Below are 13,812 nucleotides of genomic sequence, written 5' to 3' on the forward strand. Positions count from 1 at the left end.
CGCCGGGGTATCGGCATCCCCCTGCGCCCACCCCTGACTCGCCCATGACGCACAGTCATGGCTGCCCCCGTGCTGGCGGAGCGGCTGACCTCCCTGACGGCAACTACCCAGCGCCAGGCCGCTACAGTGCGCCTCTTCGACACCAGAAGATCTGGCGGCGGGCCGAAGACCTCACCTGGCAGTCATTCCGGGACGAGTGGCTGCTGGCACCTCTCACTTCGGGAATGTGCTGAGGCGCGTCGCCATGGTGGTCAGGGTCTGGGCGGCGCCCCCGTCGGGATCAACCGCCGCGTCGGAACCGGAGATGCTCACCATCGTGATGACGTTTCCGGACAGCACGAACGACTCCTGCGCGTCCGACGGCAGGTCAAGCATGGAGACCGGCTCGCCCCCCGCAGTGCGGGCCATACTCCGGTAGGCGAAGCCCGCGGCACTGGTCGCCGTGCGAGTGATCTGCCAGGTGGGCTTCATTCCCGTGGTGATGTCTCCGGGGCCGTTCTTCGCCTTGTCCGCCGCACAGCCCGTGTAGTCCTGCCGGATCCGATCCAGTGCCGTAGTCGCCTCGTGGGCGCTCTTGAAGTAGAAGATCGTCTGGGACGCCTGGGGCGCAGGGGCAGAGCTCGCCACGGAGCCGGTGTCTGTGGCTGCGGCTGTGAAGGCCAGCGTGGAGATCGAGGTGGTCTGGAGTTCCGCGACCGGGCTGCCACTTCCACAGACCCATAGCCACTGAAACTCACCCGTGGTGTTGGTGGGCATGCCGTTGGCCGCCTGCCAGTGGAAGGTCGAGCTCAGAGGGAGCTCTGCTGCCGTCAGCCAGGTGGACGCAAGGTACTGGCCGGACACGGCGTTTGCTCCCGACACGGCGCTGCTGCTGGGCGCTCCGGTCGTGGTGGCGGAGGCCGAAACGGTCGCCGAGGACCTGGCGGAGGCCGATGCCGATGCCGGGGTCGATGCGGATGCGGAGGATGTCGTGGAGGGAACGTCCGTCATGCCCGGTGTCGGCGAGAAGGCGCCCGTCACGGCCGGTTGGACTTCGCGCTGTGCGGTCTTCACCGTGTCGCCCAAGGCCAAGAAGCCGACGGCGACCGCTGCGGCGAGGCCGATCACCGGCAGGGTCACGGCATAGAGGCGCCGAGTGCGCCGCGTGCTCTGGGCCGGAGGCACGGCAGGGCGCAGGTCGTGCACGGTGATCTCATCGGCACGGGACTCCAGTGCGGCCCGGAGTAGCAACTCCACCGGACTGTCGGAGGATGTCGAGTCGTCGTTTCCGGAGCCCCAGGGGCTGCGGGGTTTGGTCATCGCACCTGCTCCAGCTTCTTCTCAAGGGCGTCCAGGGCCCGGCTGGCGGTCGATTTCACGGCGCCTCGCGAGAGATTGAGCGTTTCAGCGATCTGCGCCTCGCTCAAGTCCGACCAGTAGCGCAGCACCAGCACCTCGCGTTGGCGGTCGGTCAGTTCCCGCAGCGCCAGGAGCACCCGGCGGTGCTCGTCGTTGACGACGGCGTCGTCCTCGGCGGAGGCCGCGTCCGGCTCATGCGGCGGCACGTAGGCGCGGGCGGTCTGTCGGCGGCGGAGCATCGAGCGGGCGTTGTTGACGACGGTGGTGCGGAGGTAGGCGAGAGCGTTGTCCAGGTCGCTCAGCTGCTCTCCGTGTCGCTGGTACAGCGCCGTGAAGGACTCCTGGACGACGTCCTCGGCGTTCTGCAGGTCGTCCACCAGCAGGATCGCCATCCGTACCAGTCCGAGCCGGTGGGCGTGGTAGAGCTCGGTGACGGTCGGCTTGCTCTCCTCCTCGTGCCCGGCGCCTCCGCGCAGCAGCCGAAACCGCGAGGGACGCGCGGCAGGGGCAGCGGTCGGGGTGCCGAACAGTGCCGTCAGCAGCACTCTGACGCCTCGGCCGATAGGCCGACGGGGGATCAGTCTGACGGGTCGTCCGACATCGAACGACCCAATCGACAAGCCCTGGGCACTCGTTGTCGTCATCCGATCCCCCTTGAATGATCATTCTGATCATTGGAGATTATGCACGGCGCCCACGGCGGGCCCGCAGCATGACCAGCGAGACGAGCCCCGCGAGCGCGGCTACCAGGCCGGCTCCGGCGAGCAGAGAGCCATCGGACGGGCCGGAGTCGGGCACGACGGCGGCAACGGGGGCCTGCTTCAGCGCGGCGCTGCCGGCGCTGGCGGAGGCAGCGGGCGTGGCGGTGGCGGGAGCCGCTGGGGCGACGCTCTTCGGTGCGGCCGCCGGGGTGGCGCTCACCGGTGCGGTGCTGGCGGCCGGGGCGGCGGCGACCGTCGGTGCGGTGGGCCGAGTAGCGGGGGCGGTCGGCCGCTGTGTTGCCGGCGTGCTGGCCGCCGGGCGAACAACCTTGATCGTGGCCGAGGCGGCATCCGACTTCAGGTACTGGAAGGTGCCGTCCGCGATCACAGCGTCGGTGAACTGGAACGACGTCAACTTGGGCGTGACGTCCGCGTCGACCGTCAGCCGGAAGCTCTGCCGCCACCGGGCGCCCGCAGCCAGCGAGTGGTCCGCCAGGGTGCTGTTGATGCTCATGGCCGGGTCGCAGCCGGTCTGCAGCGGCACGTTCCGCCATGCGCCGTTGACCAGGGCCGTCAGGTGAGTGTTCTGCGGAGTCATCCCGCCGAGCCTGCCCTGCGAGACCTCGGTCCAGCCGAAGAAGCTCGGGATCACGGCCACGTTCTGGTAGTCGGCGCCGGTCCCGTTCCACTCGTCGAGCGTGAACTGCCAGGGCTGCCCGACTGCCGGCGGCGTGATCGAGGCCTCGTAGCCGAGCATGATGTCGCCGTGGTGGGCCGGAGCGTCCTTGACCGCGTGCTCGCCCGGGCGATCGACGACCGTCTGCCCGGTGCAGTTGGTGTGGCCGTCGGCTGCGGCGGTACCGGCCGTGACCCCCGCCACGGCGAGCGCCGCGGCGACGACGGCGATGCTCTTCACAAACCGGGACGAAAGGTACGCGTGCATGACGAAGTCTCCCCTGGGTATGGCGTGCTGAGATTTTGAAGGCGGCCCTTGCCTGTCACTCCCCGGCCTCGCGGGTCCGTTTCCCCGCGCCTTCAAACCAATAGACGTCCATCCCCTCGGGAGGTTGCAGGTGCTTCCAGAGTTTTTTTCAGCTTCGGACGGACGTGAGGAACGGGTCCTTACCTGGTTAGCGCCAGCGGTCGGGCGATACCCGATGGACGTTGACCTCCCGGCCGAGGAGCTGCTCGGCCCTGCGTGCGGCCTCGCACAGCTCGTCTGAGCCTCTGCCGTCGGTTGCCAGCGGTGCGCTCGGCTCTGCCCAGTGGACCCATGGCGCCGCGTTAGCGGTTGCGTGCATGTCGTCACTGCGGGTTGCTCGCAGCCTCATCTGCCGGAGCGCGCGCGTAGGGTCGGTGGTATGCGTCTGAGCACAGTGATCCTCCCCATCCACCGGTGGAACGAGGGTCAGAAGATCTGGCGGCGGGCCGAAGAACTCGGGTTCCATGCCGCGTACACCCATGACCACCTGTCGTGGCGGAGCTTCCGGGAGGAGGCGTGGTTCGGGGCGGTGCCGACGCTGACGGCGGCCGCTGCCGTGACCGAGCGGATTCTTTGGGAACGCTCGTGACCTCGGTCAATCCTTTTTCACCTATCGCATGCTGACCTGGCCTCCTGTCGCGGGGCTGGCGATCACGGGGGCGAGAGGAAAGCGTAGGCAGACTGGCCGTCCGCTCGTGCAATGTCGTCGCGCAATTCGCGCCAGCCAGGGTGTTGTGGGTCGTGCAGGGCCGTGGCAAGAGCCAGTTTCTTCCGATCCGACTTTTCCAGCTGGTCCCGCAGCTCCATCGGGTTCATGGGCAGGGACAGAAGGAAAGCCAGGTCGCGATAGTGCCGGTCGGGAGGCGCAGTCTTGATGCTCAGTGCTGCGGACTTGGCGACGATCGATCCCAGCAAGCTCGGCCGGCGGATGGTGCCGGTGCGTTCGCCGAGTCTCACCTGGACAGATTCAGTCCGTTGGGCCGCTTGGCGGCCGCCGGGAACCTCCAAGGTCCGCCCCGGAGGGGTGGTCGTCAAGTCCGCCCGAGGGCCCAGATTGTCAGGGGCCAGCACATCCACCACCAACAGCCCCGCCTCGACACCCCTTTGGTAGCGGTGCAGCAGGTTGCCCTGCGGTGACATGCCTGCAGGAGCGAAGCCCAGACTGCCCAGGGCGGTCACCAGACGGCTCAGGCTTCGTTGGTCGGACAGCACGTCCGCGAGTACGTCCAGGTCGGCGCTGGCCGCCGGCGGTGTTCGGCCATGCTCCAAGCCGTGCAGCAAGACCATCTGGCCGCCGATCAGGGACCACGCCTGCGGGACTCTCTCCGATAGGTCCAGGAGCACGTTCCACAGGTCCACCAGTGGCTTGGTCATGAGGTTGGACTCGATCACGACGACGGCCGTCGAGTCTGTCATTTGGAGCCTTCCCGCTTCTGCAGGTGAGCGGTTAGGAGTCGCCGCAACAGCTCTGTGGCAGCGGATTCAGCTCGGTCTTCCTGGGAGTCGAGCAAGTCGGTTGCCACCACTGCGGCCGGCGCATCGCTGCCCTTGGTTGGGACGTCGGCGTCGGAGCGGAGGAAGGGCCAGACTTCTGCCGGGGCCACATGCATAAGAAGGTTGCCGCTCGCGTTGTCGAGGGCAAGCCCGAACCCGGCCTCCAGCTTGCCGACCTTGTCGGGATGAACGTAGATCTCAGCCCTGCCCGGTGCCAGGTAACTGGCCCCTACGCGGGCTGCCGCGCTGATACCGCTACGGACCACGTCCGGGTCGTCCAGGAGCACTGGCAGCAGTCCACTGTGAACCCGGTACCGTCGGCACTCAGCTCGAGCCCGCATCAGTTCCCCCAGGCGTGCGACTGGCAGCTCGTCGTGCGCAGCCATATTCCTGAGGCGGCTCATGATCCTGGACCGCTCGGCATCTGACAGGCTTGGAACCCGTTGCCCGCTGAGTGCGGCCAGGAGGCCCCACGCGTTGCGCACGGAGAGCGGGCGTCCTGCCGCGCTACCGCGTTCCTTCCGCAGCCGAGCGCTGTGGCCGTCGACCAGCCAACGTCCTCCGACGTGCTGACCTTCTAGAGCCCCGGCTCGGAGGAGCTGTCGAACGCGGGAGTCGTCGATGTCGAGAATGGCGGCGGCTTGTTTCACCGAAAGTAGTTCCATGAACCCTCCTGCGTCTTCTCTCCCGAACATGGGAGAGAAGACGCAACCAGCATCCTCCAAGGGGAGCCTTGCGTCAAACCTCCCGGATGGGGGAGAGAAGTCGCAAGGCGACCAGTGCGCCGTAGGGTGAATGGCATGCGTCTGAGCACAGTGATCCTTCCCATCCACCGGTGGAACGAGGGTCAGAAGATCTGGCGGCGGGCCGAGGACCTCGGGTTCCACGCCGCGTACACCTATGACCACCTGTCGTGGCGGAGCTTCCGGGAGGAGCCGTGGTTCGGGGCGGTGCCGACCCTGACAGCGGCTGCCTGCGCCACCGATCGGATCCGCCTGGGAACTCTCGTAACGTCACCCAACTTCCGGCACCCGGTGACGCTGGCGAAGGACCTGATGTCGCTGGACGACGTCTCCGGTGGGCGGCTGACGGTCGGGATCGGGGCCGGTGGGGAGGGCTTCGACGCCACGGCGCTGGGGCAGGAGGCGTGGACGGCCAAGGAGCGGGCGGACCGGTTCGGCGAGTTCCTGCCCCTGCTGGACAAGCTGCTGCGGCAGGACGCCACCACTGAAGAGGGCCGGTTCTACTCGGCCGTCGAGGTCCGCAACATCCCCGGCTGTGTGCAGCGGCCGCGCGTGCCGTTCCATGTCGCGGCGGCCGGTCCGCGCGGGCTTCGGCTGGCGGCGGAATACGGGCAGGGCTGGGTGACGTACGGCGATCCGCGAGGTCCGGCGGACGTGCCGGTCGAGCAGGCGCCCGCCGTCGTCGCGGCGCAGCTCGACAAGCTGGCGCAGGCGTGTGCGGCGCACGGGCGGGATGTGGCCGAGCTGGAGAAGGTGCTGCTGCAAGGGTCGACGGCGGAGCGGCCGCTGGCCTCGGTGGACGCCTTTGTCGACTGGGCCGGCCGGTATCAGGAGCTGGGAATCACCGAGCTCGTCATCCACTGGCCGGTGCCCGACTCGATCTTCGAGAACGACCTCACGGTCTTCGAACGGATTGTCACCGAGGGGCTCGATCAGCTGAAGTGATGGCCTGATGGGCCTCTGATGGGCCGCCGACCCGTCAGGTCGGCGGCCCATCGGTTGCGGTTCGATCACGACGTGTCCGCTTGGTGGAGTAATAGGGGTGTGGGTGTGGATTGCCGCTTTGTTCGGGCGAGCGGTGATCTCTCATAATTCCAGCTGACCGGTACTACGGCTGCGCTTCGAGCGGCGGCCTGGGCGTCTCCGCCGTGCCGGCTCGGAGCATCGCTCCGTACAACTCCTGGGGGGAGTCCCTTGTCCGCGCCCGACCCTGCCGGCGACCCGACGCCGGAGCCCGAGGCGGTGGTTGAAGCGGTGGCCGAAGCCGCGCCCGCGCCCATCGCTGAACCAGCGCCCGAAGCAGTGCCCGAGCTCGAAGCAGTGCCCGAGCCCGAAGCAGTGCCCGAGCTCGAAGCAGTGCCCGAGCCCGAGCCCGAAGAAGCACCCGAGCCTGCGTCGGAGCCCGTCGCCCGGCGGCTGCCGCGGGTGGCGGCCGTCGCGCTCGCCACCGCCGGCCTGCTGACGATCACCGCGGCCAGCGCTGCCGTCACCGTCGTGGTCGGCAAGCCCGACCACCCCCGCACGGTCGCCGCCGCCCCCGTCACCGCGGGCCCGTCCCCGAGCGCCACGCCGAGCGCCGCCCCCGGGCTGGTCGTCACCCCGAGCCCCACCTTGGTGCCCTCGCCCAGCAGCACGCTGCACGGCACGCTCAGCGGCAGCACCCACGGCGGTGACCTGCGCTACTTCCTGATCCCGATCCCCGACGGCGGCGAGTCCTACGGCTCGGCCGACGGCATGGCGCTGACCATGGACGACCTGACCAAGGAGTACAGCGACTCCCCGGACATCAAGAGCATCCTCGACTCGTACGGCTACCAGGAGGGCGTCTACCGCCAGTACCGGACGGCCGACGGTTCGATGGAGGTGTCGTCGCGGCTGCTGCGCTTCTCCTCACGCGAGAACGCCAAGGAGTTCGCCGCGAGCTCCACCTTCTCGGCAGGCACCAGCGTCAGCGTGGACGGCGACAGCGAGGCCAAGGGCTTCGTCTTCAAGCCGGACCAGCAGGCGTTCCCGGGCCACCTGATCGGGGTCTCCTATATGGGTGACGTCGCGTACGAGGTGACCGTCGACGTGAAGGGCGACCCGGACAAAGCGCTGCTCTCGGACGCGATGAAGCGCCAGCGCGATCGGCTGTCCAGTGCCGGCTGAGCCCACGGACCTCGCAGGTCCGCTCCCGTCCTCCCCTCCGTCCCCTCCTGCGTTGGAGCCCTCCGTGAGCACCGACACCGAGCCCGACACCGACACCGACCCCGGCACCGACACCACACCCCCGCCGGTCGTCCGTGCCCGCCGCCCCCGCACCGCCGTGCTGCTGGTCGGCGCGCTGCTGCTCGGCCCGCTGCTCGGCGGTGGCATCGGTTACGCGATCCAGGCGAACCGTCCGCCGACCCCGCTGCCTCCGCTCCAGCTCACTGTCCTGCCGAAGTACCCGTCCGTCACGCTCGACCCCAAGGCGGCCGCCGACGCCGCTCCCAAGCCGCTCGCCATCGACGGCGACCTGCGCAAGCTGCTGCTCAGCAAGCCCGCCGACGCCCAGGACTGGGACGACGGCTATGTCAGCGGCGACGGCTGGGAGACGGTCGGGGAGTTGGCGCGCAGCCATGGCAGCGCAGCGGAGCAGTTCCGCTACCTGCTGGCGCAGGGCCTGCGCCGCACGGCCATCGCGACCTGGCAGCGGGGCGCGACCAAGTACCGGATCCAGCTGATGCAGTACGGCCCGGACTCCGCTGCCGGGGCGATCTCCGGAGTGTGGCGATCGGACAGCGACGCGTCGCTGACCTTCGCCAACGGGATGGAGGGCGGCTATGGAGCACCCACCACGCCGCAGGAGTACACCGACACGACGGAGCAGTACTACTACGGGGTCGCCGAGGCTCGCCGGGGTGGCGTCCTGATGATGATCGAGCTCTTCTCCCCGGCTCAGGTCAACGCCGACGAGGTCAGGGATCTCGCGCAGGCACAGTGGGAGCGGCTGGCATGAGCGACCTCGACACCACGATCGACGTCCCCGACTCGATCCCTGTACCTGTACCCGTCCCCGTCCCGTCGTCGCGGCGGCCCGGGTTCGCGCTGCGCGTCGCCGCCGCGGTGGTCGCGGCAGCGCTGGCGGGGGTGATCATCGGCGTCGGCATCATCAAGGTGAAGTACGACGGCACCCCGCAGGCCGCCGCCGCCACCGCGCCGACCGCGGCACCCGCCACCGGCCGGCCGCTCCCGTACGGTGCCCAGGCGAACGGCACCCACTTCGGTTCGCTGAGCGACCTGCTGCTCCCCGTCCCCACCGGCTACAAGCCGGGCCCGGACGACGGCGCCGACGGCAACGACAGCGTGCTGACGCCGGAACAGCTCGCCGCCGACCTGGACGACAGCGTCAAGGACCTGCCCAAGACCGAGCGGGACAAGGCCAAGGCCGTCCTGCAGGGGTTGAAGGAGAAGGGCGAGGGCGTCCGTACCTACCGCTCGACCAACGGCGACATGGCGCTCTACCTGCGGATCAACCAGTTCAACCAGCAGTCGGTGGAGGCGGAGAACGCCTTTGAGGCCGCGATGGGTTCGGAGACCGGGCTGTTCCGGCTGGGACCGCAGGTGCCGGGGCATCCGGAGGCGCACTGCTTCCTGCCGCCGGAGGATCCGGGCGAGCCGATCGACGAGCTGGACTGCACGGCCGCCGTCGGCGACCTGCTGGTGAGCCTGCACGTCGAGGGCGTCGCGCCGCTGCCCAAGGCCGAGGCCGTGTCCGTCTTCCGTCAGCAGCTCGACCGGCTGGCCCTTCCCGGAGCGTCCGCATGAGCGACCACAACCCCAACGAGCTGCCCCTCAGCGAGCAGACCGCCGGCGACGCGAACCCCGGCGACCCGAACCCCGTCGCTCCCGGCCAGGAACTGACGGCCGATGAACTGCTGGCCAACGAGCTGCCGGCCGATGAGTTGCCGGCCAACGAGCCCGCGCCCCGCCGCCGCCCGCAGCGCGCAAGCCTGCTCCGCTGGGGCGCTGCCGTGCTGCTCTTCGTGGTCGGCGGCACGGCCACGGCCTTCGCCGTCACCGCACCCGCCCGCACCGACCTCCCGGGTCTGGCCACGCCGAACGACGGCCGCTACGCGTTCGCCCCGCTGACGCTGCCTCCGCTGCCGCCCGGCAGGCTGTCGCCGTCCGACGACACGGTCGGCAACCGGCACTACGCGGACCTCCGCCAGCTGGTGCTGGCCGCCCCCAAGGGCGCGATCACGCCCACCACCGCGCCCACCCCCGCGGCGCCCACCCCCGCGGCGCCGTCGAAGGCGCCCGTCTCCCCGGCCCCGCCGTCCCCGTCCCCGTCCGCATCCGCGCAGCAGCCCACCGCGCTCTGGGCCGCCTGCGCCGACTACGCCAAGCTGGACGCCAACCCGCCCCGCGTGCAGGTGATCGTCACTGAGAACGCCTGCCGCGCCGCCGCCACCCGGGTCTGGACCGCCCCTGACGGCACCCGGACCGAGCTCTGGCTGCAGAGCTTCGGTTCGTTCGACGAGGCGCACCAGTACTACACCGAGATCACCGAAAACGGTGTGCCGAACGCCGTCCCGCTGCCGCTGCTGGCGCCGGAGGACGGCACGCTCACCGGCCTGTCGGACGACTACCCGCGGGCGAGCGGCACGATCGCCCCCGGCGGCAAGCTGCCGATCGGCCGGTACGCCTACCTGGTAGCGGGCGACGTCGTGGCGACCGTGGTGATGTCCAACCCGGCCGGCGTCCTCGACCAGCCGTTCCAGCAGGTCGTCACCCTCCAGTCGGACCTCCTGAACTGACAGTCAGGCAAGCCGGACTGACAGTCAGACCAACGCCGGGCTTCCCCTAAGGGGAGGCCCGGCCGCGTCATCCCACAGGATGACCGAGACCTCGTCATCCCAGTTCATGCGGGGGGTCGTCGGCAGCCACTAGGTTCGGGCCGTGTCCATTTCGCCCCCAGTCATCAGAACCGATGGCCTCACCAAGCGGTTCCCCCGAGTCACCGCCCTGGACCAGCTCACCGTAGAGGTGAAGCCGGGCGTGGTCGGCCTGGTCGGGGCGAACGGCGCGGGCAAGTCCACGCTCATCAAGATCCTGCTGGGCCTGGCTCCGGCCACCGCCGGCACCGGCCAGGTCCTCGGGCTCGACGTCGCCACCGAGGGCCCGGCCATCCGCGAGCTGGTCGGCTACCTGCCCGAGCACGACTGCCTGCCGCTGGACGTGTCCGCCACCGAGTTCGTGGTGCACATGGGCCGGATGGCGGGGCTGCCGGCCGCCGCGGCACGCGAGCGGACGGCCGACACGCTGCGCCACGTCGGCCTGTACGAGGAGCGCTACCGCCCGATGGGCGGCTACTCCACCGGCATGAAGCAGCGCGTGAAGCTCGCCCAGGCACTGGTCCACGACCCGAAGTTGGTGCTGCTGGACGAGCCGACCAACGGGCTCGACCCGGCCGGCCGGGACGAGATGCTGGCGCTGATCCGCCGGGTGCACAGCGATTTCGGCATCTCGGTGCTGGTCACCACCCACCTGCTCGGCGAGCTGGAGCGGACCTGCGACCACCTGGTGGTGATCGACGGCGGCAAGCTGCTGCGCTCGTCCTCCACCGCCTCCTTCACCGAGGCCACCCAGCTGCTGGCCGTCGAGGTCACCGACCGTCCGGGCGACGCCGGCTTCGACGCGGACGCGGCCGTTCGCGAGCGGCTGGCCGCCGCCGGGCTGAGCGTGCGGGCGGACGGCTCGCGGATCTTCCTGGTGGAGATCGCGGGTGAGGAGACCTACGACACCATCCGAGACACCGTCGCCGACCTCGGTCTCGGGCTGGTCCGCCTGGAGCAGCGCCGGCACCGCGTCTCCGAGATCTTCACCCAGGAGGCAGCCGATGTCCCTACCGCCTGACACCTCGACAGCCACCCGTGACCCCCGTGACCCCCGTGACGCCGAGGGCGCCGGGGTGATCCACGACATCGGCTACCGCGGCTACCAGGGCCCGCGGCTGGGCCGCTCGTACGCCACCCGCTCGCTCTACGTGCAGGGCCTGCGCGGCGCCTTCGGCCTCGGCCGGTCCGGCAAGTCCAAGGTCCTGCCGATGCTGATCGTGGCGATGATGGTGCTGCCCGCGGGCGTGCTGGTCGCGATCACGGTCATCCTGCATCGCACCGACGAGCCGGTCGACTACCCGCGCTACCTCAGCGTCTTCGGCCTCTTCGTCCAGATCTTCCTGGCCGCCCAGGCGCCGGTGCTGCTCTCCCGCGACCTGCGCTACAACACCGTGCCGCTGTACTTCTCGCGGCCGATCACCCGGGGCGACTACGTCCGGGCCAAGGGCGCGGCGATGGTCGTCGCGACGTTCATCGTGACGGTGCTCCCGCTGCTGGTGCTCTACCTCGGGGCGCCGCTGGCCGGTCTCAACCTGCGGTACAACACCGAGCACCTCGGCTACGGCCTGCTGGCCGCGGCGCTGTACTCGGTGGTGCTCTCCGCGGTGAGCCTGGTGATCGCCGCGAGCATGCCGCGCCGCGGCATCGGGGTCGCGGCGATCATGAGCTTCCTGGTGATCAGCGAGGTCGTCGCCGTCATCATCCAGGGCATCTCGGGCGGCCTGGACTCGGCTTCATCCTCCGCGAACAGCGGCGACTGGGCCTACCTGATCTCACCCACCGATCTGGTCGAGCGCTTCGTCAACCACGTCTGCGGCCTGACCCACGGCGAACTGGGCGGCCCCGACACCCCCGGGACGCTCGGCGCGCTGGTCTTCGGCCTGGAGATGCTCCTCATCGTGGCGGGCGCGTACCTGCTGCTGCTGCGCCGCTACCGGAAGATCTGAGAGGGCGTCATGGCCGTCATCACCATCGACAAGGTCTCCCGCTGGTTCGGCAACGTGGTCGCCGTCAATGACGTCTCGATGTCGATCGGCCCGGGTGTCACCGGGCTGCTCGGGCCGAACGGCGCCGGCAAGTCCACGCTGATCCACCTGATGAGCGGCTTCCTCGGCCCCTCGGCGGGCACGGTCAGCCTGGACGGCGCGCCGATCTGGCGCAACCAGGAGGTGTACCGGGCGATCGGGCTCGTCCCGGAGCGGGAGTCGATGTACGACTACCTGACCGGTTGGGAGTTCGTTCTCGCCAACGCCGAACTGCACGGCCTGCCCGACCCCGGTGCCGCCGCCGAGCGCGCGATCGCCCTGGTCGAGATGGAGTACGCGCAGGAGCGCGCCGCCGGCACGTACTCCAAGGGCATGAAGCAGCGCATCAAGATGGCCTCCGCGCTGGTCCACGACCCGTCCGTGCTGCTGCTCGACGAGCCGTTCAACGGCATGGACCCGCGCCAGCGGCTGCACCTGATGGAGCTGCTGCGGCGCTTCGGCGCCGAGGGCCGTACCGTGCTCTTCTCCTCGCACATCCTGGAGGAGGTCGAGCAGCTGGCCCGGCACATCGAGGTCGTGGTGGCCGGCCGGCACGCCGCCTCGGGCGACTTCCACCAGATCCGCCGCCTGATGACGGACCGTCCGCACCGCTACCTCGTGCGGTCCAGCGACGACCGGCGACTCGCGGCGGCGCTGATCGCGGACGCCTCCACCGCCGGGATCGAGCTGGACTGGCAGGAGCGGGCCCTGCGGATCCAGGCCATCGACTTCCAGGGCTTCACCACCCTGCTGCCCCGGGTCGCCAAGGAGGCCGGGATCCGGATCCTCACCGTCTCCCCGGCGGACGAGTCGCTGGAGAGCGTCTTCTCCTACCTCGTCTCCTCCTGAGCACTTGAGCAACCGAGCTCCCGAGCTCCCGAGCTCCTGAGCACCCACACCGAAAGGAAGCGTCCCGTGCTGCCATCCCCTGTGCACGCGACAGTCGCCCGACTGACCGTCCGCGGCCTGCTGGGCAGCCGGCGCGGCGTCCTGCTGCTGATCGTGCCGGTCCTGCTGCTGATGATGTCGGCGGTGGCGGCCGCCTCGCACGGCGACAAGCACGATCTGACCGTCCTCATCCTGGGCCACCTGGGCCTGGGCACGCTGGTCCCGCTGCTCGGTCTGGTGGTCGGCACCGGCGTGATCGCCACCGAGATCGACGACGGCTCGATCGTCTACCTGCTCGCCAAGCCGGTGCCCCGCTGGCGGATCGTCGCCACCAAGCTCACCGTGGCGGTCCTCACCACCTGGCTGTGCTCCGCCGTGCCGACCCTGCTGGGCGGGCTGCTGCTGTACGGGACGAAGGACGGCCTGGCTGTCGCCTTCACGCTCGGCGTCATGGTGGCGGGCGCCGCGTACAGCGCGCTCTTCCTGTTCCTCGGCATCGCCTCCCGCAACGCGGTGGTCTTCGGGCTGGCGTACGCGCTGATCTGGGAGAGCCTGATCGGCAACTTCGTCAAGGGCGCCAAGACGCTCAGCATCCAGCAGTGGGGCCTGTCCGTGGCCAAGGCGGTGGCCGCCGACGGCGCGCTCAGCGCGGAGGTGGCGCTGGGCACCGCCGTGCTGCTGCTCCTGCTGGTCAGCGTCCTGGCCACCGTGTTCGCCTCGGTCAAGCTGGCCGGCCTGACGCTCGCCTCGGACGACTGACCGCGTCATAGGCCGACCGGT

14 protein-coding genes and 1 pseudogene are annotated in these 13,812 nt (G+C 69.9%); 10 read left to right on the forward strand and 5 right to left on the reverse strand.

The window, feature by feature from the left end:
- Positions 1-213: 213 nt before the first annotated feature.
- The 3 genes from P3T34_RS21495 to P3T34_RS21505 form a co-directional block, all read right to left on the reverse strand.
- Entirely contained in the window at positions 214-1,299 is a 1,086-nt protein-coding gene (locus P3T34_RS21495) for a hypothetical protein (protein WP_280667668.1), read from the reverse strand.
- Entirely contained in the window at positions 1,296-1,883 is a 588-nt protein-coding gene (locus P3T34_RS21500; RefSeq protein WP_280667669.1) for a SigE family RNA polymerase sigma factor, read from the reverse strand. Before P3T34_RS21500 ends, P3T34_RS21495 begins: the two co-directional genes overlap by 4 nt.
- 136 nt (positions 1,884-2,019) lie before the next feature.
- Positions 2,020-2,982, reverse strand: a complete 963-nt coding sequence (locus P3T34_RS21505; RefSeq protein ID WP_280667670.1) for a hypothetical protein — start codon at positions 2,980-2,982, stop codon at positions 2,020-2,022.
- A 418-nt stretch (positions 2,983-3,400) separates the two neighbouring features.
- Between P3T34_RS21505 and P3T34_RS21510 the strand changes: the two are divergent.
- Positions 3,401-3,615: pseudogene (locus P3T34_RS21510) on the forward strand (LLM class flavin-dependent oxidoreductase); the annotation flags it as partial.
- Positions 3,616-3,672: 57 nt separating this feature from the next.
- On the opposite strand, the gene P3T34_RS21515 reads toward P3T34_RS21510, so the two are convergent.
- Positions 3,673-4,437: a hypothetical protein gene (locus P3T34_RS21515; RefSeq protein ID WP_280667671.1), complete on the reverse strand. Its 765-nt coding sequence runs from the start codon at positions 4,435-4,437 to the stop codon at positions 3,673-3,675.
- Positions 4,434-5,180, reverse strand: coding sequence for a helix-turn-helix domain-containing protein (locus tag P3T34_RS21520; protein WP_280667672.1), 747 nt, complete (start codon positions 5,178-5,180; stop codon positions 4,434-4,436). The genes P3T34_RS21515 and P3T34_RS21520 overlap by 4 nt, the downstream gene beginning before the upstream one ends.
- A 135-nt stretch (positions 5,181-5,315) precedes the next feature.
- On the opposite strand from P3T34_RS21520, the gene P3T34_RS21525 reads away from it, so the two are divergent.
- From P3T34_RS21525 to P3T34_RS21565, 9 genes are all read left to right on the forward strand, one after another.
- A complete protein-coding gene (locus P3T34_RS21525; protein ID WP_280667673.1) occupies positions 5,316-6,203 on the forward strand; it encodes an LLM class flavin-dependent oxidoreductase in 888 nt (295 codons plus the stop codon).
- Positions 6,204-6,452: 249 nt separating this feature from the next.
- Positions 6,453-7,406, forward strand: coding sequence for a hypothetical protein (locus P3T34_RS21530; protein WP_280667674.1), 954 nt, complete (start codon positions 6,453-6,455; stop codon positions 7,404-7,406).
- A 64-nt stretch (positions 7,407-7,470) separates the two neighbouring features.
- Complete coding sequence (locus P3T34_RS21535; RefSeq protein ID WP_280667675.1) at positions 7,471-8,238, forward strand: hypothetical protein; 768 nt, start codon at positions 7,471-7,473, stop codon at positions 8,236-8,238.
- Complete coding sequence (locus P3T34_RS21540; protein ID WP_280667676.1) at positions 8,235-9,047, forward strand: hypothetical protein; 813 nt, start codon at positions 8,235-8,237, stop codon at positions 9,045-9,047. Before P3T34_RS21535 ends, P3T34_RS21540 begins: the two co-directional genes overlap by 4 nt.
- The gene (locus P3T34_RS21545; RefSeq protein ID WP_280667677.1) at positions 9,044-10,039 is read left to right on the forward strand and encodes a hypothetical protein; all 996 of its coding nucleotides are present in this window, start codon (positions 9,044-9,046) and stop codon (positions 10,037-10,039) included. Before P3T34_RS21540 ends, P3T34_RS21545 begins: the two co-directional genes overlap by 4 nt.
- Before the next feature lie 142 nt (positions 10,040-10,181).
- Positions 10,182-11,138: an ABC transporter ATP-binding protein gene (locus P3T34_RS21550; RefSeq protein WP_280667678.1), complete on the forward strand. Its 957-nt coding sequence runs from the start codon at positions 10,182-10,184 to the stop codon at positions 11,136-11,138.
- A complete protein-coding gene (locus P3T34_RS21555; protein WP_280667679.1) occupies positions 11,122-12,066 on the forward strand; it encodes an ABC transporter permease in 945 nt (314 codons plus the stop codon). Before P3T34_RS21550 ends, P3T34_RS21555 begins: the two co-directional genes overlap by 17 nt.
- A gap of 9 nt (positions 12,067-12,075) precedes the next feature.
- A complete protein-coding gene (locus P3T34_RS21560) occupies positions 12,076-12,993 on the forward strand; it encodes an ABC transporter ATP-binding protein (RefSeq protein WP_280667680.1) in 918 nt (305 codons plus the stop codon).
- 69 nt (positions 12,994-13,062) lie between these two features.
- A complete protein-coding gene (locus tag P3T34_RS21565) occupies positions 13,063-13,791 on the forward strand; it encodes an ABC transporter permease (RefSeq protein ID WP_280672272.1) in 729 nt (242 codons plus the stop codon).
- Positions 13,792-13,812 lie beyond the last annotated feature (21 nt).

Source organism: Kitasatospora sp. MAP12-44 (assembly GCF_029892095.1).
In the GTDB taxonomy this organism is placed as follows: Bacteria; Actinomycetota; Actinomycetes; order Streptomycetales; family Streptomycetaceae; genus Kitasatospora.

Excerpts from the sequence above, each read along its gene's own strand:
- P3T34_RS21495 (WP_280667668.1), bottom strand. The coding sequence starts at position 1,299 with ATGACCAAACCCCGCAGCCCCTGGGGCTCCGGAAACGACGACTCGACA.
- P3T34_RS21505 (WP_280667670.1), bottom strand. The coding sequence starts at position 2,982 with ATGCACGCGTACCTTTCGTCCCGGTTTGTGAAGAGCATCGCCGTCGTC.
- P3T34_RS21515 (WP_280667671.1), bottom strand. The coding sequence starts at position 4,437 with ATGACAGACTCGACGGCCGTCGTCGTGATCGAGTCCAACCTCATGACC.
- P3T34_RS21520 (WP_280667672.1), bottom strand. The coding sequence starts at position 5,180 with ATGGAACTACTTTCGGTGAAACAAGCCGCCGCCATTCTCGACATCGAC.
- P3T34_RS21525 (WP_280667673.1), top strand. The coding sequence starts at position 5,316 with ATGCGTCTGAGCACAGTGATCCTTCCCATCCACCGGTGGAACGAGGGT.
- P3T34_RS21540 (WP_280667676.1), top strand. The coding sequence starts at position 8,235 with ATGAGCGACCTCGACACCACGATCGACGTCCCCGACTCGATCCCTGTA.
- P3T34_RS21545 (WP_280667677.1), top strand. The coding sequence starts at position 9,044 with ATGAGCGACCACAACCCCAACGAGCTGCCCCTCAGCGAGCAGACCGCC.
- P3T34_RS21555 (WP_280667679.1), top strand. The coding sequence starts at position 11,122 with ATGTCCCTACCGCCTGACACCTCGACAGCCACCCGTGACCCCCGTGAC.
- P3T34_RS21560 (WP_280667680.1), top strand. The coding sequence starts at position 12,076 with ATGGCCGTCATCACCATCGACAAGGTCTCCCGCTGGTTCGGCAACGTG.